The 21560-nt window shown below is 41.1% G+C and carries 15 protein-coding genes, 8 tRNA genes and 3 rRNA genes; 21 read left to right on the top strand and 5 right to left on the bottom strand.

What is annotated here, in order from left to right:
• Positions 1–276: 276 nt before the first annotated feature.
• From AB9L17_RS22670 to rrf, 18 genes are all read left to right on the top strand, one after another.
• Positions 277–678, top strand: coding sequence for an anti-sigma regulatory factor (locus AB9L17_RS22670; protein WP_068986758.1), 402 nt, complete (start codon positions 277–279; stop codon positions 676–678).
• A 12-nt stretch (positions 679–690) separates the two neighbouring features.
• On the top strand, positions 691–1686 hold the full coding sequence (locus tag AB9L17_RS22665; RefSeq protein WP_083227127.1) for a PP2C family protein-serine/threonine phosphatase: 996 nt from the start codon (positions 691–693) through the stop codon (positions 1684–1686).
• Between the two features lie 73 nt (positions 1687–1759).
• Positions 1760–2095 (top strand): STAS domain-containing protein, encoded by a 336-nt coding sequence (locus AB9L17_RS22660; protein WP_068986759.1) that lies wholly within the window; start codon positions 1760–1762, stop codon positions 2093–2095.
• The gene (gene rsbW / locus AB9L17_RS22655) at positions 2092–2562 is read left to right on the top strand and encodes an anti-sigma B factor RsbW (protein ID WP_068986760.1); all 471 of its coding nucleotides are present in this window, start codon (positions 2092–2094) and stop codon (positions 2560–2562) included. The genes AB9L17_RS22660 and rsbW overlap by 4 nt, the downstream gene beginning before the upstream one ends.
• Positions 2540–3325 (top strand): RNA polymerase sigma factor SigB, encoded by a 786-nt coding sequence (gene sigB / locus AB9L17_RS22650; protein WP_068986761.1) that lies wholly within the window; start codon positions 2540–2542, stop codon positions 3323–3325. Before rsbW ends, sigB begins: the two co-directional genes overlap by 23 nt.
• A gap of 366 nt (positions 3326–3691) precedes the next feature.
• Positions 3692–5866 (top strand): Tex family protein, encoded by a 2175-nt coding sequence (locus AB9L17_RS22645; protein WP_068986762.1) that lies wholly within the window; start codon positions 3692–3694, stop codon positions 5864–5866.
• 65 nt (positions 5867–5931) lie between these two features.
• Positions 5932–6393 carry a SprT family protein gene (locus AB9L17_RS22640; protein WP_375199819.1) on the top strand — a complete coding sequence of 154 codons (462 nt, stop codon included), beginning with the start codon at positions 5932–5934 and terminating at the stop codon, positions 6391–6393.
• A gap of 91 nt (positions 6394–6484) precedes the next feature.
• A tRNA-Asn gene (locus AB9L17_RS22635) sits at positions 6485–6561 on the top strand.
• A gap of 1 nt (position 6562) precedes the next feature.
• Positions 6563–6634 (top strand) — tRNA-Glu (locus tag AB9L17_RS22630).
• A 34-nt stretch (positions 6635–6668) separates the two neighbouring features.
• Positions 6669–6744 (top strand) — tRNA-Asp (locus tag AB9L17_RS22625).
• 5 nt (positions 6745–6749) lie between these two features.
• A tRNA-Gln gene (locus AB9L17_RS22620) sits at positions 6750–6824 on the top strand.
• A gap of 15 nt (positions 6825–6839) precedes the next feature.
• Positions 6840–6912: transfer RNA gene (locus AB9L17_RS22615), tRNA-Lys, on the top strand.
• A 67-nt stretch (positions 6913–6979) separates the two neighbouring features.
• Positions 6980–7065: transfer RNA gene (locus AB9L17_RS22610), tRNA-Leu, on the top strand.
• Between the two features lie 18 nt (positions 7066–7083).
• A tRNA-Arg gene (locus AB9L17_RS22605) sits at positions 7084–7160 on the top strand.
• Between the two features lie 21 nt (positions 7161–7181).
• Positions 7182–7255: transfer RNA gene (locus AB9L17_RS22600), tRNA-Gly, on the top strand.
• Positions 7256–7469: 214 nt separating this feature from the next.
• A 16S ribosomal RNA gene (locus AB9L17_RS22595) occupies positions 7470–9021 on the top strand.
• 305 nt (positions 9022–9326) lie between these two features.
• Positions 9327–12254 (top strand): 23S ribosomal RNA (locus tag AB9L17_RS22590).
• Between the two features lie 223 nt (positions 12255–12477).
• Positions 12478–12593 (top strand): 5S ribosomal RNA (rrf, locus tag AB9L17_RS22585).
• The 16S, 23S and 5S rRNA genes sit together here with 8 tRNA genes alongside, the layout of an rRNA operon.
• 138 nt (positions 12594–12731) lie before the next feature.
• Here the strand turns inward: rrf and AB9L17_RS22580 are convergent.
• The 5 genes from AB9L17_RS22580 to AB9L17_RS22560 form a co-directional block, all read right to left on the bottom strand.
• Complete coding sequence (locus tag AB9L17_RS22580) at positions 12732–14186, bottom strand: alanine/glycine:cation symporter family protein (RefSeq protein WP_223555317.1); 1455 nt, start codon at positions 14184–14186, stop codon at positions 12732–12734.
• Between the two features lie 472 nt (positions 14187–14658).
• A complete protein-coding gene (locus AB9L17_RS22575) occupies positions 14659–15876 on the bottom strand; it encodes an NAD(P)/FAD-dependent oxidoreductase (protein ID WP_068986790.1) in 1218 nt (405 codons plus the stop codon).
• Positions 15866–16207 (bottom strand): (2Fe-2S)-binding protein, encoded by a 342-nt coding sequence (locus AB9L17_RS22570; protein ID WP_068986789.1) that lies wholly within the window; start codon positions 16205–16207, stop codon positions 15866–15868. Before AB9L17_RS22570 ends, AB9L17_RS22575 begins: the two co-directional genes overlap by 11 nt.
• A complete protein-coding gene (locus AB9L17_RS22565) occupies positions 16207–16473 on the bottom strand; it encodes a (2Fe-2S)-binding protein (RefSeq protein WP_068986788.1) in 267 nt (88 codons plus the stop codon). Before AB9L17_RS22565 ends, AB9L17_RS22570 begins: the two co-directional genes overlap by 1 nt.
• 140 nt (positions 16474–16613) lie before the next feature.
• A complete protein-coding gene (locus tag AB9L17_RS22560; protein WP_175401840.1) occupies positions 16614–18299 on the bottom strand; it encodes a sigma-54 interaction domain-containing protein in 1686 nt (561 codons plus the stop codon).
• Positions 18300–18472: 173 nt separating this feature from the next.
• Here AB9L17_RS22560 and AB9L17_RS22555 point away from each other — a divergent pair, with 173 nt between their 5' ends.
• The 3 genes from AB9L17_RS22555 to AB9L17_RS22545 are packed head-to-tail and all read left to right on the top strand — an operon-like array spanning position 18473 to position 21557.
• Positions 18473–19654, top strand: coding sequence for an NAD(P)/FAD-dependent oxidoreductase (locus AB9L17_RS22555; protein WP_223555318.1), 1182 nt, complete (start codon positions 18473–18475; stop codon positions 19652–19654).
• Positions 19651–20670, top strand: a complete 1020-nt coding sequence (locus AB9L17_RS22550; RefSeq protein WP_223555320.1) for a proline racemase family protein — start codon at positions 19651–19653, stop codon at positions 20668–20670. The genes AB9L17_RS22555 and AB9L17_RS22550 overlap by 4 nt, the downstream gene beginning before the upstream one ends.
• 14 nt (positions 20671–20684) lie before the next feature.
• Positions 20685–21557, top strand: a complete 873-nt coding sequence (locus AB9L17_RS22545; protein WP_223555321.1) for a proline racemase family protein — start codon at positions 20685–20687, stop codon at positions 21555–21557.
• The last annotated feature ends 3 nt before the right edge of the window (positions 21558–21560 follow it).

Genomic DNA, 21560 nt, shown 5'->3' with positions numbered 1-21560 from the left:
AAAGATTTATATCTAGAATAGATTTTTGAAAAATTTTCCGAGAGGTTTAAGGAAAAATACATAGAATTTTATGGATGAATACTAAAATCTATTCTTGATTAAAAAAATTAACTGATATAAAAACACATGGAGCGAGGGAGGTACGCCCTCATAAAGCGTAGAGTGGAATGTGTAATCACGTACATTTTTTTGGTAAAGAGCCTGAAATAAAAAATAATCAAGTAGGTCGAATGAAAGTGTAAGAGTAAAACTCCGAAAGGAATTGGGGGAACAACAGTGACATTTAAGTCTTCGGTTGAAATTATTACTGAGTGGGATATAGTTGCAGCAAGACAACTGGGGCGTGATGAAGCAAAGGCACTTGGATTTGGCATTGTTGATCAGGCTCGAATCACCACAGCTATTAGTGAGTTAGCTCGAAATATTTATTTATATGCAAGGGTAGGCGTCATTGAAGTTGAAAAAGTTGAGACGGACGTTGAGAAGAAAATAGTTGTTATTGCAACGGATCAAGGTCCAGGAATAAAAGATGTTCGGCAAGTGATAGAGGATGGCTACTCCACTTCAGGAGGGCTCGGTGCAGGCTTACCAGGCGTTAATAGATTAATGGACAGTATGGTTATACAATCGGTTGTTGGAGAAGGTACGACGATAAGGGCTGAAAAACGATTGCGTTAGGATGTGAAAATATTGAAACAATTAGAATCTCAATATGAGAAGATTTTGTCGGATTACATGTTCGATCAAAGCGAAAAGAATTTGTATATTGCTCAAAATTTCACTCGTCAATTAATCCAAAAGAATATTTCGCCTGAAGATGTTGTAAATATTCATAAAAATGCAGTTGGAAAGATCTTTCCGGATAGAGTGGGTGAAGATCAGCCCGCATATGATTTTCTTATTGAAGTAATGGTGCATTACGGAATGGCGCATAGAGAGCATCAAAGTCTGCTACAAATACAAGCGGAGTATGAAATGGAAATGAAAATTGCTACAAACATTCAAAAAACATTACTTAAAACAGTCGTACCACAACTATCGAGTATTGATATAGGAATGATATCGATTCCGTTTCGTAAGATGAATGGAGACTATGTGCATTTTTTGCATGATCGAGAGGATTATTTAAGCGTCGCTGTGACAGACGTTGTTGGTAAAGGCGTTCCAGCTGCATTATGTATGTCAATGGTGAAGTATGGTCTTGAAACACTAGAATACGCTTATAAAGATCCTTCGTATGTATTAGAAGTCATCAATCGAGTAATTGAAAAAGGTGTAGATGACAGTATGTTTGTCTCTATGTTTTACGGTTGCTTGGATATACAAAACAGTATTTTTTCATATGCCTCTGCAGGTCATGAGCCAGCGCTGCATTATAGCGCTAAACAGGGTAAATTTTTCTCTCTGGAAGCGAAAGGACTATTATTAGGTGTGTTGTCTGAATCAAAATATTCGTACAATGAAATTTTTTTAGAAGATAAAGATATCGTAGTAATGATGACAGATGGTGTTACTGAGTTCAGATCGAGGGAGGATTTGAATTCACGTGAGATTATTACATCATTGATAGTGGAGAATAAGCATGTATCAGCGCAGCAACTATGTAATATACTTTATAAGCAAATTGAAAAAATACTGGATTTTAAACTATCAGATGATTTTACGGTAGTCATTATAAAAAATTAAATATTTAAGTTTATTTTTTTGTAATTAAGGGAAAAGAAGAATAGTCTCACAAATATGGTGGAGGTGTGTTGTAATGGATATGATGATACATTTTAAAGAAATGGATAATAAATTATACGGATTTGTTGAGGGTGAAATAGATACTTTTACTGCTTCAAGGCTAAGGGAGGAATTAGAAGCAGTGAAGATTACGGAAGGACTAGAAATAGAGCTGAATTTATCAAAAGTGAATTATATGGATAGTACAGGTCTGGGGATTTTTGTGGCCTTTTATAAAAGAGCATTACGTGAAAATGGTAAAGTTAAACTTGTCGGTTTATCGAATAGACTACAAAGATTATTTGAAATTACTGGTTTAAGCGACTTAATGGATATTGAGACTGATAAAAAGGTGGAACTACGAAAATGAAGGAATTTGATTATATTGAGATAAGGGTTCCTGCAAAACCGCAATTTGTCAGCGTGATTCGATTAACAGTTTCTGGTTTAGCTAGTCGTATCGGATTTAATTATGATGATATCGAGGACTTAAAAATTGCAGCAAGTGAAGCGGTAACGAACGTTGTACATCATGCCTATAAGGATGATGAAGAAGGCGAAATCGTTATTGGTTGCGCTTTGTATGAAAATAAAATAGAAATGATGATTGCGGATTATGGCAATAGTTTTAATTTTGAGGAGATAAAGTCGAAAATTGGTCCGTATCACCCTGAAGAGAGTATTGCGGGACTACGTGAAGGTGGTTTAGGACTGTATTTAATGGAAACTTTGATGGATGAGGTGATGATAAATAACGATGGTGGCGTAACTGTTTTCATGACAAAATATGTCGCTAGAGAGCAGGTGGAAAAAAATGTCGAAAGAATCATTACATAAATCTTCATCCAGGGAAGATGTATTGAAATGGATTGCATTATATCAGTCAACAGAAGATGATGAAGCGCAAACAAATTTAGTGATTCATTATCAATATTTAGTTGAGTCGATTGCACGCAAATATTCGAATAGTAAATTATATAGTGATGATATTGCTCAAGTAGGTATGCTAGGGTTGCTAGGTGCAATAAAACGTTTTGACCTTAATGTTGGTCGAAGTTTTGAGGCATTCGCTGTGCCAACGATTGTGGGAGAAATCAAGCGCTTTTTACGCGATAAAACATGGGATGTTCACGTACCAAGACGGATAAAAGAGTTAGGACCGCGAATTAAAACAACCGTGGAAACGTTGACAATTGAGTTGCAGCGTTCTCCATCTATTATGGAAATCGCGGATCAATTAGAGGTGCAGGAGGAAGAAGTATTAGAGGCTATGGAGATGAGCCGTAGTTACCATGCTCTTTCTATGGATCGATCAATAGAATCAGATTCTGACGGAAGCCCAGTAACGTTATTTGATATTATGGGTGAAGAAGATGACGGCTATGAAATGACTAACAAAAGAATGGTGATTTCTGATGCAATAAGTGTTTTAAATGAGAGAGAGAAACAAATAATTCAGCTTACATATTTAGAGCAACTCACTCAAAATGAGGTTGGAGAGCGATTAGGGATTTCTCAAATGCATGTATCTAGAATACAAAGGAAGGCAATAAAGAAATTACAGGAGGCTATCCTAGCAAGTGATGGCGTTTCGCTCTAAATTTTTGATGAGGAGTTGAGTGCCATTAAGTTAAATATCCTAAAGTAATAAAAGCTTCTTACTTATTAAAATAGCAGGCGTGTTGAATAGAGAAAAAATAGTTTTTTATTGAGCGATAAATGGATTTTTCCGTTACTATTTTGTTGATATATTTCCATTTTTAACTGATTGTAGCTACGGGCTACTCGACTCCCGCAGGAAAGCGAGTAGCCCGTAGCGGAAATCAGAGCCTTCAAATTAGGGTGAATAATGATGGTTATTCAATACACCTGTTAAAATAGTTTACTCTACTTTCAGAGTAGACTATTTTTTTGCATTTTTAGTAAAGTGTAATGGTAAAATGAAAATAAAAAAGGTAGTGATGATGTGGAACAAAAGCAAATGTTACAGCTCATTGCAAAAGATGTAGCTATCAAGCCAGGTCAAGTCGAGGCTGTTATAAAATTATTAGAAGAAGGAAATACCGTGCCATTCATCGCACGATATCGAAAAGAAGCTACTGGGTCCCTTGATGAGGTACAGATTAAAGCTGTAGAGGATCGCTATCACTACATACAGCAGCTTGAGCAACGTAAAGAAGAGGTTATACGATTAATCCAGGAACAAAATAAACTAACTCCTGAATTAGAACAAGCTATTCGAGTAGCAACTGTTTTACAGCGTGTAGAGGATTTATATAGACCTTATAAACAAAAACGCCGAACTAAGGCGACAATAGCGAAAGAAAAAGGGTTAGAACCACTTGCAGATCTTCTTTTAGAATATCGTAGTGATGCATTAGAACAATTAGCGATGGCTTTCGTAGATGAAGAGAAAGTTGCTAGTGTAGAGGATGCATTAGCTGGGGCACGAGATATATTAGCAGAGCGTTTTGCTGATGACGCAGCAATTCGTGAAAAAATTCGTTCGTATTCTTGGAAAGATGGAGTACTCGTAACAAGTGTGAAAAACGCAGAGGCAGACGAAAAAAACGTTTTCGAAATGTATTACGAATACGAAGAGCCTGTAAATCGCATCGTCCCACACCGTATATTAGCTGTTAATCGTGGTGAGAAAGAAGAAATATTAAAGGTGGCAATTCATGTACCAGTAGATCGAGTATTGATGATTATGTGGAAGGAATGGATTCCTGCTACAGGTTCCTCACCAGCAATCGCTGAAGTGAAGCTAGCAATTGAGGATTCGTATAAGCGTCTAATTCAGCCTTCTATTGAAAGAGAGTTACGAAATGAACTTACAGAGAAGGCAGAGGCGCAGGCTATCCATATTTTCTCTGAGAATTTACGCAATCTTTTATTACAGCCTCCGATGAAAGGGAAGTATGTATTGGGTGTTGATCCAGCCTACCGTACAGGCTGTAAGTTAGCTGTTGTAGATGAAACAGGGAAAATGTTAGAGGTAACAGCCGTTTATCCACATCCTCCAAAACCTGATGTAGCAAAATCAAAAGCAATTGTGAAAGGAATTTTGGCAAAATATCCAATTACTATAATTGCTATCGGTAATGGTACTGCCTCACGCGAAACAGAACAATTTATTGCAGATGTATTGAATGAGCTTGAAACTGATGTAGCCTATGTTATTGTCAATGAAGCGGGGGCATCTGTTTATTCAGCCTCTGAAATTGCTCGTGCAGAATTTCCGGATTTACAAGTAGAGCAACGTAGTGCGGTTTCTATTGCACGTCGCCTGCAAGATCCGTTGTCGGAGTTAGTGAAAATTGAGCCAAAAGCAGTTGGAGTAGGTCAGTATCAACATGATGTCTCTCAAAAGAAATTGACAGAGTCCTTAACATTTATAGTAGAAACCGCGGTTAACCAAGTTGGCGTTGATGTTAATACAGCTTCAGCTTCACTACTACAATACGTTTCTGGATTATCGAAAACGGTTGCGGAGAATATTGTGAAGGTTCGAGAAGAGAATGGACAATTTACGACACGTGCTCAACTAAAGAAAATTCCACGACTTGGTGCCAAAACGTATGAACAAGCAATTGGTTTTTTACGTGTTCCAGAAGCAAAAAATGCATTCGATGCGACGGGTATTCACCCTGAAAGCTATAGTGTAGCAGAGCGGATTTTAGAGGTAGCGCAAATTGATAAAAAAGAGATTGGGACGCAGAAGGCAGAGGAATCTATTGCATCCCTAGGTGTACAAAATTTAAGCGAGATTTTAGGTATTGGAGCAGTCACAATTCAAGATATTGTAGATACATTAATGAAACCTAGTCGCGATCCACGTGATGCATTCCCTCAACCACTACTGAAAACGGATGTATTAAAAATGGAAGATTTACAAGTTGGGATGGAATTGCAAGGTACAGTGAGAAACGTAGTTGATTTCGGAGCATTTGTAGATATTGGAGTAAAACAGGACGGGCTCGTGCATATTTCTAAATTGCAAAAAAGACGTATTAAACACCCATTAGAAGTTGTTGCATTAGGAGATATTGTAACGGTTTGGGTAGAACAAATAGATGTCAATAAAGGGCGTATCGCTTTAACGATGCTTCCTCCTAAAATTCAAACGATGGAAGTGTAATAAATTAATACCACACTGTCTATACTACGCAGTGTGGTATTCTTGTTGTTAGAGGTGAACTAGCTATGAACAATGAGGAACTACAAGGTCTTATCATTAGAATATCATTAGAAAGTTTCCAGAAGCCATTTATGCATCAAGCATATTTTAATCCAAGATTACGTTCAACGGGTGGACGTTATCTTTTGCAATCGCACAATATAGAAATTAATCCTAAAGCGTATGAGTTATATGGTATTAACGAATTGGAGGGTATAGTTCGCCACGAATTATGTCATTATCATTTACATTTAGAAGGTAAGGGATATCAGCATCGAGACAAAGATTTTCGGGAGCTATTAAAAAAAGTAGGGGCACCTCGATTTTGCTCAGCATTGCAAACAGCAAAAACTTCTCGGAAAAAGCAACGTCGTCTCTATACATATAGATGTGTAAAATGCCAACATATATATGTAAGAAAAATTCGAATGAATGTAGAGAAATACTGCTGTAGTAAGTGTTTAGGTCGCTTAAAATTAGTGGAATAAAAAAACTTAATAAAAAGGGTTGACGTTTACTTGATATATCCCTATAATAGTAAAAGTCGACAAGATAACGACGACAAAACATATGGATTATTCCGAAGTAGCTCAGTTGGTAGTAGCACCTGACTGTTAATCAGGTTGTCGCAGGTTCGAGTCCTGCCTTCGGAGCCATGGCCCCTTGGTCAAGTGGTTAAGACACCGCCCTTTCACGGCGGTAACACGGGTTCGAATCCCGTAGGGGTCATTTTATAGTTTTTTTATAAAAATATAGTAACATTGGTCCCGTGGTGTAGCGGTTAACATGCCTGCCTGTCACGCAGGAGATCGCCGGTTCGATCCCGGTCGGGACCGCCACTTATTGGGGTATAGCCAAGCGGTAAGGCAACGGATTTTGATTCCGTCATGCCTAGGTTCGAATCCTAGTACCCCAGCCATTCATTTCTTAGTTTGAGCCATTAGCTCAGTTGGTAGAGCATCTGACTTTTAATCAGAGGGTCGAAGGTTCGAGTCCTTCATGGCTCATCTCTTTAAGAAGAAAGGTTGACTTTTACGATTATTATTATATAATAAAAAAAGTCGCTAATTGAATGCGGTCGTGGCGGAACGGCAGACGCGCTAGGTTGAGGGCCTAGTGGGGGCAACCCCGTGGAGGTTCAAGTCCTCTCGGCCGCACCAAGTCATTTTTTTATATATGCGCCCGTAGCTCAATTGGATAGAGCGTCTGACTACGGATCAGAAGGTTATGGGTTCGACTCCTGTCGGGCGCGCCATTTAAATAAATATTATTCCTTGCGGGTGTAGTTTAATGGTAAAACCTCAGCCTTCCAAGCTGATGTCGTGAGTTCGATTCTCATCACCCGCTCCAAAAAAACTTTTTAAAAACTTGTTGACAACCAAATTTTTATGTCGTATGATATAAGAAGTTGTCGATACGAGATAACAACATGAACCTTGAAAACTGAACAAGCAAAACGTAATCAATAAAGTTTTAAGTAACTAACCTAGAGTTAGTGAACAGAACAAAATTTTGGACATCAAACATGATGCCAGCAAAACAATTTGAGCTAATCAAATTTCTTTTTATGGAGAGTTTGATCCTGGCTCAGGACGAACGCTGGCGGCGTGCCTAATACATGCAAGTCGAGCGAACAGAGAAGGAGCTTGCTCCTTTGACGTTAGCGGCGGACGGGTGAGTAACACGTGGGCAACCTACCTTATAGTTTGGGATAACTCCGGGAAACCGGGGCTAATACCGAATAATCTATTTTACTTCATGGTGAAATACTGAAAGACGGTTTCGGCTGTCGCTATAAGATGGGCCCGCGGCGCATTAGCTAGTTGGTGAGGTAACGGCTCACCAAGGCGACGATGCGTAGCCGACCTGAGAGGGTGATCGGCCACACTGGGACTGAGACACGGCCCAGACTCCTACGGGAGGCAGCAGTAGGGAATCTTCCACAATGGGCGAAAGCCTGATGGAGCAACGCCGCGTGAGTGAAGAAGGTTTTCGGATCGTAAAACTCTGTTGTAAGGGAAGAACAAGTACAGTAGTAACTGGCTGTGCCTTGACGGTACCTTATTAGAAAGCCACGGCTAACTACGTGCCAGCAGCCGCGGTAATACGTAGGTGGCAAGCGTTGTCCGGAATTATTGGGCGTAAAGCGCGCGCAGGCGGTCCTTTAAGTCTGATGTGAAAGCCCACGGCTCAACCGTGGAGGGTCATTGGAAACTGGGGGACTTGAGTGCAGAAGAGGAAAGTGGAATTCCAAGTGTAGCGGTGAAATGCGTAGAGATTTGGAGGAACACCAGTGGCGAAGGCGACTTTCTGGTCTGTAACTGACGCTGAGGCGCGAAAGCGTGGGGAGCAAACAGGATTAGATACCCTGGTAGTCCACGCCGTAAACGATGAGTGCTAAGTGTTAGGGGGTTTCCGCCCCTTAGTGCTGCAGCTAACGCATTAAGCACTCCGCCTGGGGAGTACGGTCGCAAGACTGAAACTCAAAGGAATTGACGGGGGCCCGCACAAGCGGTGGAGCATGTGGTTTAATTCGAAGCAACGCGAAGAACCTTACCAGGTCTTGACATCCCGTTGACCACTGTAGAGATATGGTTTTCCCTTCGGGGACAACGGTGACAGGTGGTGCATGGTTGTCGTCAGCTCGTGTCGTGAGATGTTGGGTTAAGTCCCGCAACGAGCGCAACCCTTGATCTTAGTTGCCATCATTTAGTTGGGCACTCTAAGGTGACTGCCGGTGACAAACCGGAGGAAGGTGGGGATGACGTCAAATCATCATGCCCCTTATGACCTGGGCTACACACGTGCTACAATGGACGATACAAACGGTTGCCAACTCGCGAGAGGGAGCTAATCCGATAAAGTCGTTCTCAGTTCGGATTGTAGGCTGCAACTCGCCTACATGAAGCCGGAATCGCTAGTAATCGCGGATCAGCATGCCGCGGTGAATACGTTCCCGGGCCTTGTACACACCGCCCGTCACACCACGAGAGTTTGTAACACCCGAAGTCGGTGGGGTAACCTTTTGGAGCCAGCCGCCGAAGGTGGGATAGATGATTGGGGTGAAGTCGTAACAAGGTAGCCGTATCGGAAGGTGCGGCTGGATCACCTCCTTTCTAAGGATATTTTCGGAATACAAACCTAGGGTTTGTAAGATTACGTTTTGCGTTCAGTTTTGAAGGTTCATTCTTCTGAATGAATTACTTCAAAACTTGTTCTTTGAAAACTGGATAAAACGACATTGAAATTGTAACAAACACATTTATTTTTTAAGTTTTTTTATAGGCTTAATAATTTAAGAAGGTTTCAAGACACGAGTAGTTCTAGGAAGTAAACGAGAGAAGGAAGGAGCGTACCTATGTACGTGACTGACTGAACGAGTGAAGCTGACGACGAAATACGATGTGTATTGAAAGCTGTAGGTTAAGTTATTAAGGGCGCACGGCGAATGCCTTGGCACTAGGAGCCGAAGAAGGACGGCACTAACACCGATATGCTTCGGGGAGCTGTAAGTGAGCTTTGATCCGGAGATTTCCGAATGGGGGAACCCACTACGTTTAATCGCGTAGTATCTTGACGTGAATACATAGCGTCTTGAAGGCAGACCCAGGGAACTGAAACATCTAAGTACCTGGAGGAAGAGAAAGAAAAATCGATTCCCTGAGTAGCGGCGAGCGAAACGGGAAGAGTCCAAACCAAGAGGCTTGCCTCTTGGGGTTGTAGGACACTCAATACGGAGTTACAAAAGAGCGAGTTAGATGAAGCGACTTGGAAAGGTCCGCCAGAGCAGGTAAAAGCCCTGTAGTCGAAAGTTCGTTCTCTCCTGAGTGGATCCTGAGTACGGCGGAACACGTGAAATTCCGTCGGAATCCGGGAGGACCATCTCCCAAGGCTAAATACTACCTAGTGACCGATAGTGAACCAGTACCGTGAGGGAAAGGTGAAAAGCACCCCGGAAGGGGAGTGAAAGAGATCCTGAAACCGTGTGCCTACAAGTAGTTAGAGCCCGTTAATGGGTGATAGCGTGCCTTTTGTAGAATGAACCGGCGAGTTACGATTACGTGCGAGGTTAAGCTTTAGAAGGCGGAGCCGCAGCGAAAGCGAGTCTGAATAGGGCGAATTAGTACGTGGTCGTAGACCCGAAACCAGGTGATCTACCCATGTCCAGGGTGAAGGTGAGGTAACACTTACTGGAGGCCCGAACCCACGCACGTTGAAAAGTGCGGGGATGAGGTGTGGGTAGCGGAGAAATTCCAATCGAACTTGGAGATAGCTGGTTCTCTCCGAAATAGCTTTAGGGCTAGCCTCGTGATGAGAATACTGGAGGTAGAGCACTGTTTGGACTAGGGGGCCATCCCGGTTTACCGAATTCAGACAAACTCCGAATGCCAGATATTTATACACGGGAGTCAGACTGCGAGTGATAAGATCCGTAGTCAAAAGGGAAACAGCCCAGACCACCAGCTAAGGTCCCAAAGTAATCGTTAAGTGGAAAAGGATGTGGCGTTGCACAGACAACCAGGATGTTGGCTTAGAAGCAGCCATCATTTAAAGAGTGCGTAATAGCTCACTGGTCGAGTGACGCTGCGCCGAAAATGTATCGGGGCTAAACGATTCACCGAAGCTGTGGATTGACATCTACGATGTCAGTGGTAGGAGAGCGTTCTAAGTGCGTTGAAGTCAGATCGGAAGGACTGGTGGAGCGCTTAGAAGTGAGAATGCCGGTATGAGTAGCGAAAGACGGGTGAGAATCCCGTCCACCGTATGACTAAGGTTTCCTGAGGAAGGCTCGTCCGCTCAGGGTTAGTCGGGACCTAAGCCGAGGCCGATAGGCGTAGGCGATGGACAACAGGTTGATATTCCTGTACCACCTCCTCACCGTTTGAGAAATGGGGGGACGCAGTAGGATAGGGTAAGCGCGCCGTTGGTTGTGCGCGTCCAAGCAGTAAGGCGTGTGTGTAGGCAAATCCGCACACTGTAACGTTGAGCTGTGATGGCGAGTCCGTATGGACGAAGTTCCTGATTTCACACTGCCAAGAAAAGCCTCTATCGAGGTGAGAGGTGCCCGTACCGCAAACCGACACAGGTAGTCGAGGAGAGAATCCTAAGGTGTGCGAGAGAACTCTCGTTAAGGAACTCGGCAAAATGACCCCGTAACTTCGGGAGAAGGGGTGCTCTTGAGCGTGCAAGCGCATGAGAGCCGCAGTGAATAGGCCCAGGCGACTGTTTAGCAAAAACACAGGTCTCTGCAAAACCGTAAGGTGACGTATAGGGGCTGACGCCTGCCCGGTGCTGGAAGGTTAAGAGGAGTGGTTAGCGCAAGCGAAGCTGCGAATTGAAGCCCCAGTAAACGGCGGCCGTAACTATAACGGTCCTAAGGTAGCGAAATTCCTTGTCGGGTAAGTTCCGACCCGCACGAAAGGCGTAACGATCTGGGCACTGTCTCAACGAGAGACTCGGTGAAATTATAGTACCTGTGAAGATGCAGGTTACCCGCGACAGGACGGAAAGACCCCGTGGAGCTTTACTGTAGCCTGATATTGAATTTTGGTACAACTTGTACAGGATAGGTAGGAGCCAGAGATCTCGGAGCGCCAGCTTCGAAGGAGGCGTCGGTGGGATACTACCCTGGTTGTATTGAAATTCTAACCCATGCCCCTTAGCGGGGCAGGAGACAGTGTCAGGCGGACAGTTTGACTGGGGCGGTCGCCTCCTAAAAGGTAACGGAGGCGCCCAAAGGTTCCCTCAGAATGGTTGGAAATCATTCGTAGAGTGTAAAGGCACAAGGGAGCTTGACTGCGAGACCTACAAGTCGAGCAGGGTCGAAAGACGGGCTTAGTGATCCGGTGGTTCCGCATGGAAGGGCCATCGCTCAACGGATAAAAGCTACCCCGGGGATAACAGGCTTATCTCCCCCAAGAGTCCACATCGACGGGGAGGTTTGGCACCTCGATGTCGGCTCATCGCATCCTGGGGCTGTAGTCGGTCCCAAGGGTTGGGCTGTTCGCCCATTAAAGCGGTACGCGAGCTGGGTTCAGAACGTCGTGAGACAGTTCGGTCCCTATCCGTCGTGGGCGTAGGAAATTTGAGAGGAGCTGTCCTTAGTACGAGAGGACCGGGATGGACACACCGCTGGTGTACCAGTTGTCTTGCCAAAGGCATCGCTGGGTAGCTATGTGTGGACGGGATAAGTGCTGAAAGCATCTAAGCATGAAGCCCCCCTCAAGATGAGATTTCCCATTACGCAAGTAAGTAAGATCCCTCAAAGACGATGAGGTAGATAGGTTCGAGGTGGAAGTGTGGTGACACATGGAGCTGACGAATACTAATCGATCGAGGACTTAACCAAAATGTTTGAAACATTCAATGCGCCGTTTATCCAGTTTTGAAAGAACAAAACCTTTCATATAAGGGTTTCAAGATACGATGTATATTGAAAGCCGAAGAGAGCTTCAAGACACAAGTAGTATAAGGAAGCAAACGAGTGAATGAGGGAGCGTACCTCTGTACGTGACCGATTGAGCGAGAGAAGCTGACGCAGTAATACGCCGTGTATTGGAGGTCGACAATAGTCTAGTGATGATGGCAAAGAGGTCACACCCGTTCCCATACCGAACACGGAAGTTAAGCTCTTTAGCGCCGATGGTAGTTGGGGGCTTCCCCCTGTGAGAGTAGGACGTCGCTAGGCAAATGAAACAGTCAGCTGTGTGCTGGCTGTTTTTTATTTTATGGATAATCAGAAGTTGTAATCGATAAAAAGCATCCAACAATGAAAAATAGCAACTACAATCTTTTTGTTGTAGTTGCTATTTTTTTAGCTATTTTTTTATTGAGTATGTTTATGCTTGTTGCTGTACTCTATCCAGAAATCTGCGTTATTAATACCTACTTCTCGTGGGTCAAAAATCGGATCGAGACCTGCCTTCTTTTGACGGTCGTAATCACGTAAAACTTTAATGGCTGGTTTTGTTAATAGAACAATAGCAATAAAGTTCAAATAACTCATACTCCCGAATCCAATATCTCCAAGCCCCCACATTAGACTAACAGATTGAACACTTCCAACATACACAACTATTAAGAAGATAAATTTTAAAACTAATTTTAATACAGGGTAACGCAGTTTTTTATCTAAATAGACAATTGTAGTTTCTGCTATATAGTAGTAAGCCATTAAAGTAGTGAATGCAAAAAGGAATATGGCAATGGCCACGAAACCACTTCCAAAATCTTCGAATACAGTAGAGACAGCGGCCTGAGTATAAGCAGTCCCTGCTACTACACCTGGAATGTTTTCTACTAGAGGTGTTGTGGCTCCAGGAGGAGTGACATTATACATACCTGTAATTAATATCATTAACGCAGTTGCTGTACAGACGATAATCGTATCGATGTATATTGAAAACCCTTGTACTAACCCTTGTTTAGCTGGATGGGATACTTCAGCAGCTGCAGAACTGAATGTAGCTTCACCAGCTCCGGCTACATTTGAAAATACCGCACGTCTGACACCCCAAGCAATAGCAGTACCCACTATACCGCCAAATATGGCATTTGTCCCAAAGGCGCTTGTAAGGATTAATTTAATCATACTAGGTATTTCACTTGCATTAGCACCTAAAATAATAAGTGTTAAAAGGACATAGGCCAGTGCCATAATAGGAACTACCTTATCTGCAACGCGGGCAATACGTTTAACACCGCCAAAAATTATCAATCCTAAAAGTACCACAATAATTATGCCCGTTACATATGGAGGAATATTAAATGCTGTATTAAATGACGTGGCAATTGTATTTGCTTGAATACCCGGTACTAAAACGCCATATGAAAGACAAATAACAAACGCTACAAAAATAGCAAAACCTTTAAGTTTTAAACCCTTTTCAATGTAATACGGTGATCCACCACGATATTGATCATCTGCTTTTTCCTTATACACTTGTGCTAAGGTAGATTCAATGAAGGCGCTTGCACCTCCAAGAAACGCCATAACCCCCATCCAAAATACGGCACCTGGCCCACCCGCTGCGATAGCAGTAGCAACCCCTGCGATATTACCGACCCCAACACGACCAGATAAGGCCATACAAAAAGCTTGGAAAGATGATATCCCTTCGTTAGATTCTTTTCGTTCACGCAATAATCGTAGCATCTCGGGAATATAACGGAATTGTACAGCTCTGGTCAGAACAGTAAAATACAAACCTACCCCTAATGCTAAATAAACGAGTGCATTTCCCCAAATGTAATCGACTAATGTATTAACGATTGCTTCCATATGATTTTCCCCCTCCAACAACTAATTCTTTTTATAAGTCGAATAGCTTTTCATAAATGTCTAGCATTCTCACCATTTTTTAAAAGTTATACGCTTACATTTTCACAATGTGTAAACATATAGAATCCTTAAAACGCCTTACTGCATAGGACAGACTTTCGGTCATTAGTGAGTACACTTGCGTGAATCTTCTTTATTTATGAATTGAAGATAATAGTTAAAAAATACCTCCCTTCAAAAGTTTCCTCCCTTATCATTCTTAATGCATTTTTTGTGCCATAAAAAATACACTTCAGCAAAATCTGTACTTGATTGAACATTTCACTCTGGGAGCGCTTTCCTATGGCGTATAATAGCCCTATAAATAAAATAAAAATCCTTTTCTCTGTAGTGTGAGAAAAGGATTTTTAACTTCAGTTTGTAGTATTCAAATGTTATACACTTTTTTGTTTTGTCTAAAATACTGACAGTTTTAATTGGTAACATTTAGATATGACTCTATCCAGATTTTTTTCAATTGTTGGCGACCTGCTAAAACTTCTGGGTGGAATTGAATATGTGCGTTTGCTCTTGTTGTCTCGACATCTTCAATTGCGCGTTGAATCTCTTGCTGTGTAGTGCTGGTGCCTAATTTATGTGCGATTGTCAGCGCAGCAACTTTGCCTTGAGCTAACGCAACTTTCGCTCCTTCAATACCTGTAATATTGCCCGCAACATGTAGCCCATCTAAGTTGGTTTCCATTTGCTCATTATGTAACGGGATGAACCCACCTAATTGTTCAATATAATGGAATGGACAACCTGCTAAAGAAGCAAGTTCTGCTAAGGGATATAATCCTCCTGCGATACAAACAAAATCTGCTTTGATGCGTTTTTCACTGCCAGGAACGATGGAGCCGTCAGTATTTACTGTTGCAATGACTACACCTTCTACTTGATCTTTGCCAACTATTTCAACGACTGCTTTTCGTAACATAATTGGAATATCCCACATTTTCACTCCGTTTTTTGGATAGAAGGTAATACCTAACTTTTTCATAAATTCATTTTTCATAAACTTACTTCCGATTTTAACAAGGGGAGAGGGGGCCATATGAGATACATGTAGTAATGAATTCATAACCTCAATAGGGTTTCCGCTATCCTTTGTTAATAAGTTAGTAGCGGGTAATGTGATAGCTGCTACTTGAACGCCTGCGATTTGTAATTCCATCGCGATGGCTGAGGAAAGTACGTTAACGCCAATAATGACCCCACGTTTTCCAGGCTTTACACGGTGTACATTTGTCATTACTTGTGCAGCTCCTACAGACATTACACCAGGAAGTGTCCATCCTGGAATTGGGAATGGAGATTCAGCGGCACCTGTAGCTAATAGTAGCTGCCTTGTTCGAAATACACCTTTATTTGTATGGACAATCCACTCTTGCTCAATTTTTTCTAAATCTGAAACGCTCGTTTGTAGTAAAAGTTCGACATTGAGCGCTTTTGCACGTTCAAATAAACGCTTGGATTCTACAATACCATTCCACCATTTCCCTGGACTTTCTTCATATAATTGTCCAAGTAAGCGTCCTCCTGCATATAAGTATTCATCAATGACAAGAACAGCTATATTTTTTTCTGCTAATGTAATAGCGGCAGATAGCCCAGCAGGACCAGCCCCAATAATAATCACTTTATTTTCCATTGTTTTTCCTCCAGTCACGGACCGACGTAGGAAGTGTCTTACCACTGTTCACAACCATGCCATTAGAGACGGGTGTTATACATGCGCGTTCACCTTCTAAGCCGTTGACATTGACGCGACACTCAAAGCAGTGACCAATATTACAGTAGATGCCACGGGGGTGACCTGTTTCTTCATGGACACGTAAGGTGCGAATACCATTTGCAAGTAGGGCAGCTGCTAAGGATTCACCTTTGTATCCCTCATATTCTTTGTCATCAAAAGTGAAAGACACTTTTTCCTTTGAAGGTAAAACTCCTAAAACAGGGTGGCTCAAAATACGTTCAGTCATTATTTAACCTCCCCTAGGTCGGCAAACCGCACAGGACGAATAGGTGCCTGATATTTTAATGAAATTTCGCAGTCTAGTCGTGTGCGATGTTTGTGTGCGATTTGATCAACCATTGTACGACAAGTACGACCACCACAATAGCCCATACCTGCCCGTGTTCGAAGCTTAAGTTCACGGGCAGAGCAATTATTTTCAGATGCTACTTCTACGAGTTCATCGTAGCTAACTTCTTCGCAACGACATACAATCATAGATTTATTTTGCATAACTACACCCCTAAGTAAGGAATTTTATTTACATATTAGTTACTGCAAAAACTGTGCCAAGAAGTGTTTTTAGAAGTACATTAATGCTTTGGTGCAAATTGAAAGAAAGTGTATAAAAAATTGACACTTATTTTAAAAAATTATACATCGATGTTTAATTTTTTTAATCGATTGTATAATGTTGCCCGAGTAATGCCTAAATTTTTGGCACAAATTTTTTTATTGCCATTTACTAAAGCAAGCTGCTCTAAAATAATTTCACGTTCATAATGCTCGAGTTGATTGCTTAGTTCCGTTCCTAGTGGAAAATCTTTTCGTACGTCAAGCATTTCACTTTTTGGAACAGCTGCTAAAATATCTGCAGGTAAATCTTCTATATGAATTGCCCCTTCATCAGAAAAAACAACGAGACGTTCTATAACATTACCTAGTTCACGAACATTTCCTGGCCATTGATACTGCAAAAGAATCTGTGAAATTTCAGGCGGAATCCCTTGAATGGGCCGATTGTATTTAATGGATTTCTCATATAAGAAGTAGTTACTAATCTCCAAAATATCAGAAGCTCGTTCTCGAAGTGGTGGTACTGTGAAATTTACGACGTTTAAACGATAATATAAATCTTCTCTAAATTTTCCTTCCTTCACTAATTGCTTTAGATCCCTATTAGTAGCAGCTACTAAATTAAAATCGACATCCATTTCCTTTGTGCCACCTACTGCATAAAATGTTTTTTCCTGCAGCAATCGTAAAATCTTTACCTGCATATCTAAAGGCATTTCTCCAATTTCATCTAAAAATAGTGTACCTCCTCGTGCAAGCTCAACTTTTCCTTTTTTTCCTTTTTGATGTGCTCCAGAAAAGGCTCCTTTTTCATAACCAAAAATCTCACTTTCGAATAAGCCACTTGGAATGGCCCCACAGTTGATGGCTACAAATGGGGCATCTGGTTTTTCACGAATTGCGTGAACTGCGCGTGCGAATAGCTCTTTCCCGACGCCACTTTCTCCATAGATTAAAATATTTGCCTCGGTTTTTGCGACCTTTTTTACTTTTTCGAGCACCTTTTTCAGTGTGGGGCTATTACCACGAATAAGTGTAAATGGGTCATAGGCTAAACCGTTCGTATTCATCTGTTTCTCTAAATTCAGTAATTTTTCAGAAGTAATATGAAGCTCTTCGTTTAATTTTTTAACATGGGTAATGTCTGTTTCGGCAACGACTGCGCCTATCGTTTGATCGTTTAACATAACAGGGTTGGAATTAATCATTACAACTAGATCTTCACGTGGAAAATGTTGTTGTTGATAAACGGATTTTCCATGCTGCAATGTATGTAAAATTTCAAGTTGATCTTCCTTAAAGAACTCTGTGATTGGCTTTCCAATAATATTTTCCCCAGATACAGAAAAAATACTTTCCGCTCCTTTAGTCCAATAAATCACGTTTTGATGACGATCAATGACAGTACACGATTCATTAATCGTTTCTAAAATGGTGTTTAAATAAGCGTTTATGCATTCTAATTCATACGCGAGATCGTACATCAAGGAATCTCTTGATAAATATCCTATATATTGTTTTGTTTCATCACGTATAAGTAAGAATTCATATTCCTCCAAATAATCAAGTGCTGTTTTGATTGGGCAATCCATGCGGACAATTTGACAGGCTATATAGTCAAAATCACTTTTTCTTTTCCCTCGTTTCACTGCATACGGTTTATCATTTTCAATGACAAAGTACTGTAACTTGTCATCGTTAAGTATAGTCACAACATTCTCTATTGGGATAAAAGCCAAATTCCGTTTTAACATTTTATTCATAATTAAATGGTATGGATGCAAAATAAGGCCTCCTTCATTAATCATATGTTCAATTTTTTGAATAATATAAATAATTTTGACACATACTACATAGTTTATCAAACAAATTTCGAATAGATAGTTTGGCACGTTTTTTGCAGAATGTTAAGTGCTAGCAAAAAGGGGGGAGAGTCTTGCAGAAATCTCATCATGATATCGTAGTTATTGGCGGTGGCATTATTGGCGGGGCAATTGCTTATTATTGTGCAAAGGCTGGTCTAGAAATAATGGTACTCGAAAAAAATGAATTGGCGAGTGGTACATCTTCTCGCTGTGATGGAAATATTTTAGCTATAGATAAGGATCCGGGTTTTGATAGCCAGATGTCATTAGTAAGCCAACAATTAGTACATGAGTTAGATAAAGATTTGGAAATTAAATTTGAATATCGCAACCCTGGAAGTATTCTTGTTTGTGAAAGTGATTTAGAAATGGAAGCCGCTCAGCAATGGGTAACTCGTCAACAAGAAGCGGGTTTAGATTTTAATATGTTAGATCGCGCAGACTTGCGAAACGAGTCAAAATTTTTTGCAGATGATTTGTATGGTGGATTGGAGTGTAAAACAGATTCCACAGTAAATCCTTATATGCTGACATTTTCTATGTTCTATTCAGCAGAGAAATTTGGTGCAAAAATACGAAAACATACAGAAGTAAAAAACATAAAGAAACAGCCAAATGGCACGTTTTTAATCGACACTAACGAAGGGATAATGACAGCCAATAAAGTCATTAATGCTTGTGGTATTTGGGCACCGATTATTGGACAAATGCTAGAGGTTGACGTACCTATTAAACCACGTAAAGGTCATATTATTGTTGCATCACGTCAGCAACCAGTAGGTCTGAGAAAGGTAATGGAATTTGGTTATTTGATTTCTAAATTCGGTGGAGAGCGTATGGTGGATGCGGATATCGAAAAATATGGGGTTGCTTTAGTATTTGAACCGACAGAAGCACAAAATTTTTTAATAGGGAGTAGTCGTCAATTTGTTGGCTTTGATACGAAAGTAAATCATGATGTCGTGAAAATGATTGCCAGACGTGCAGTACGCTTTTATCCGAAAATCGCTGATATGTCGGTTATTCGTACATATGCGGGGCTAAGACCATGGACAGAGGATCATTTACCAATTATTTGCGAAGTACAGGAGATACCAGGCTTCTACATAGCGGCAGGCCATGAAGGGGACGGTATTAGCTTAGCCGCAGTCACAGGAAAGCTTGTGCAAGAATTGCTACAACACAAAGATACATGTATTCCTACTGAGCCAGTAAATATTAATAGATTTAAGAAAGGGGTACTCCACAAATGAAATTTCAAAAGTTATTTACAACAATTGATACCCATACAGGTGGAAATCCAACGCGTTCACTCATTAGTGGCATGCCGAAGCTTGAAGGAGAAACGATGTCTGACAAAATGCTTTATATGCAAAAGCACTTTGACTGGATCCGAAAATTTCTTATGAATGAGCCTCGTGGCCATAGTGTTATGTCAGGTGTTATTATTACGGACCCTTGCCATCCAGAAGCTGATTTAGGTGTGATTTATATTGAAACTGGAGGCTACTTACCGATGTGTGGGCATGACACAATTGGCGTTTGCACAGCACTTGTTGAATCGAATTTAATTGAGGTTCAAACCCCTTATACACATATTAAATTAGACACACCGGCAGGTTTAATTGATGTAAAAATTAAAGTAGAAGATGGTATGGCCAAGGAAGTAACGTTTAAAAACGTACCTTCTTTTCTATTAAAGACAGTTGAAATTGAAGACCCTGCACTCGGTATTGTTGAATGTGAAATTGCGTATGGAGGTAATTTTTACGGCATTATTGATGCTAGAAAAATGGATCTCGATTTATCAGTAGAAAATGCTACGAATATTATTAATACAGGTATTCGTCTTCGCAATGCCGTGAATGCCAAGGAAGAGATCGTACATCCTGAGTTTTCGTTTATTCATGGGTTAACGCATATCGAGTTTTATACAGATCCAGTAAATGAATTAGCAGATTTAAAAAATACAGTCGTTGTACCGCCGGGCGGAATTGATCGTTCGCCATGTGGTACAGGTACTTCAGCTAAAATTGCGACACTGTACACAAAAAATGAGCTCTCTATTAATGAACCGTTCATTTATGAAAGTATTGTAGGTACATTGTTTCAGGCGCGTGTACTAGAGGAAGTAGCTGTTGGCGATTTGACAGCCGTTATCCCAGAAATAACAGGATCTGCATGGGTAATGGGTATGCATCGATTCTTTTACAATGATCAGGACCCGTTAAAAGAGGGCTACCTGATGATTCCACCAATGGATCACTAAAGGAGGTTAGATATATGAACTATCATAAATCTTTTCAAACGATTGATACACAGGTAGTTGGAGAAGCTTTTCGTATAGTCGTGCAATCGCCTATCGCAATTTCTCAGGAAAATATAGTGGAAGCGGCCAATGCATTAAATACACAATTTGAAAATACAAAACAACTTCTATTAAACGAACCGCGTGGGCATCGTGGTATGAACGGATGCATTATCTTGCCATCAGCTGTTGCATCATTCCGTTTATTATTTTTCCAGCACGATGCTTCTACAGATTTTAAGTATGAGGCACTTGTAGCTACGACGACAGCATTAATAGAGCTTGGAACAATTGAAGTATCAGAGAATGATATGTATACGATTGAAACAGTAAAAGGTATCTACAAAGTAAGTGTACAACTTTCGGAGAAAAAGGATGCAGTACTGTCAGTTCAATTGACAGTGAAGCCAGCGCTTGTAGAAGAGGGGTTCGTGGTGGTAGATGGTGAGCGACGTTATATTGTTTTAGAAAAGCCACAACGATTAAAGGCACTTGTCCTAGAAGAGCTAGCAGATATTAGTACTTGGGGAGTAAATGAAAGTACAAAATATAGTGCAGCTGATGGTGTCATTGTGTATGAAAAAGTAGACAGTGAAGTACGTTCAGTAACATTTGAACGTGATGGCTATATTCTTCGCTCACCAAGTGTAGATAGTACACTTGCATTAATAGCAGTCCTAGGCGATGATGCTGTTCAAAAAAATAACAGTATTTTTTGCAGTTGTATTGAAATTGTAAACAAACATGAGGTTGGCTACGAAATTGCATTAACAGGATATATCACAGGAATCCATCAATTTGTAGTAGACAGTGAAGATCCGCTACAACAAGGATTTGTCATTGTGTAAATA

It is taken from the genome of Lysinibacillus sp. RS11 (assembly GCF_042019215.1).
GTDB lineage: Bacteria > Bacillota > Bacilli > Bacillales_A > Planococcaceae > Lysinibacillus > Lysinibacillus xylanilyticus_A.
Note: the sequence above shows the minus strand (reverse complement) of the source record. Positions and strands in the feature narration are given on the sequence as shown.

Bases quoted from the DNA above. Each gene is read 5' to 3' on its own strand.
- sigB (WP_068986761.1), top strand. From the start codon at position 2,540: ATGTCGAAAGAATCATTACATAAATCTTCATCCAGGGAAGATGTATTG.
- AB9L17_RS22550 (WP_223555320.1), top strand. From the start codon at position 19,651: ATGAAATTTCAAAAGTTATTTACAACAATTGATACCCATACAGGTGGA.
- AB9L17_RS22575 (WP_068986790.1), bottom strand. From the start codon at position 15,876: ATGGAAAATAAAGTGATTATTATTGGGGCTGGTCCTGCTGGGCTATCT.
- AB9L17_RS22580 (WP_223555317.1), bottom strand. From the start codon at position 14,186: ATGGAAGCAATCGTTAATACATTAGTCGATTACATTTGGGGAAATGCA.
- AB9L17_RS22545 (WP_223555321.1), top strand. From the start codon at position 20,685: ATGAACTATCATAAATCTTTTCAAACGATTGATACACAGGTAGTTGGA.
- AB9L17_RS22560 (WP_175401840.1), bottom strand. From the start codon at position 18,299: ATGAATAAAATGTTAAAACGGAATTTGGCTTTTATCCCAATAGAGAAT.
- AB9L17_RS22565 (WP_068986788.1), bottom strand. From the start codon at position 16,473: ATGCAAAATAAATCTATGATTGTATGTCGTTGCGAAGAAGTTAGCTAC.
- AB9L17_RS22640 (WP_375199819.1), top strand. From the start codon at position 5,932: ATGAACAATGAGGAACTACAAGGTCTTATCATTAGAATATCATTAGAA.
- rsbW (WP_068986760.1), top strand. From the start codon at position 2,092: ATGAAGGAATTTGATTATATTGAGATAAGGGTTCCTGCAAAACCGCAA.
- AB9L17_RS22660 (WP_068986759.1), top strand. From the start codon at position 1,760: ATGGATATGATGATACATTTTAAAGAAATGGATAATAAATTATACGGA.
- AB9L17_RS22570 (WP_068986789.1), bottom strand. From the start codon at position 16,207: ATGACTGAACGTATTTTGAGCCACCCTGTTTTAGGAGTTTTACCTTCA.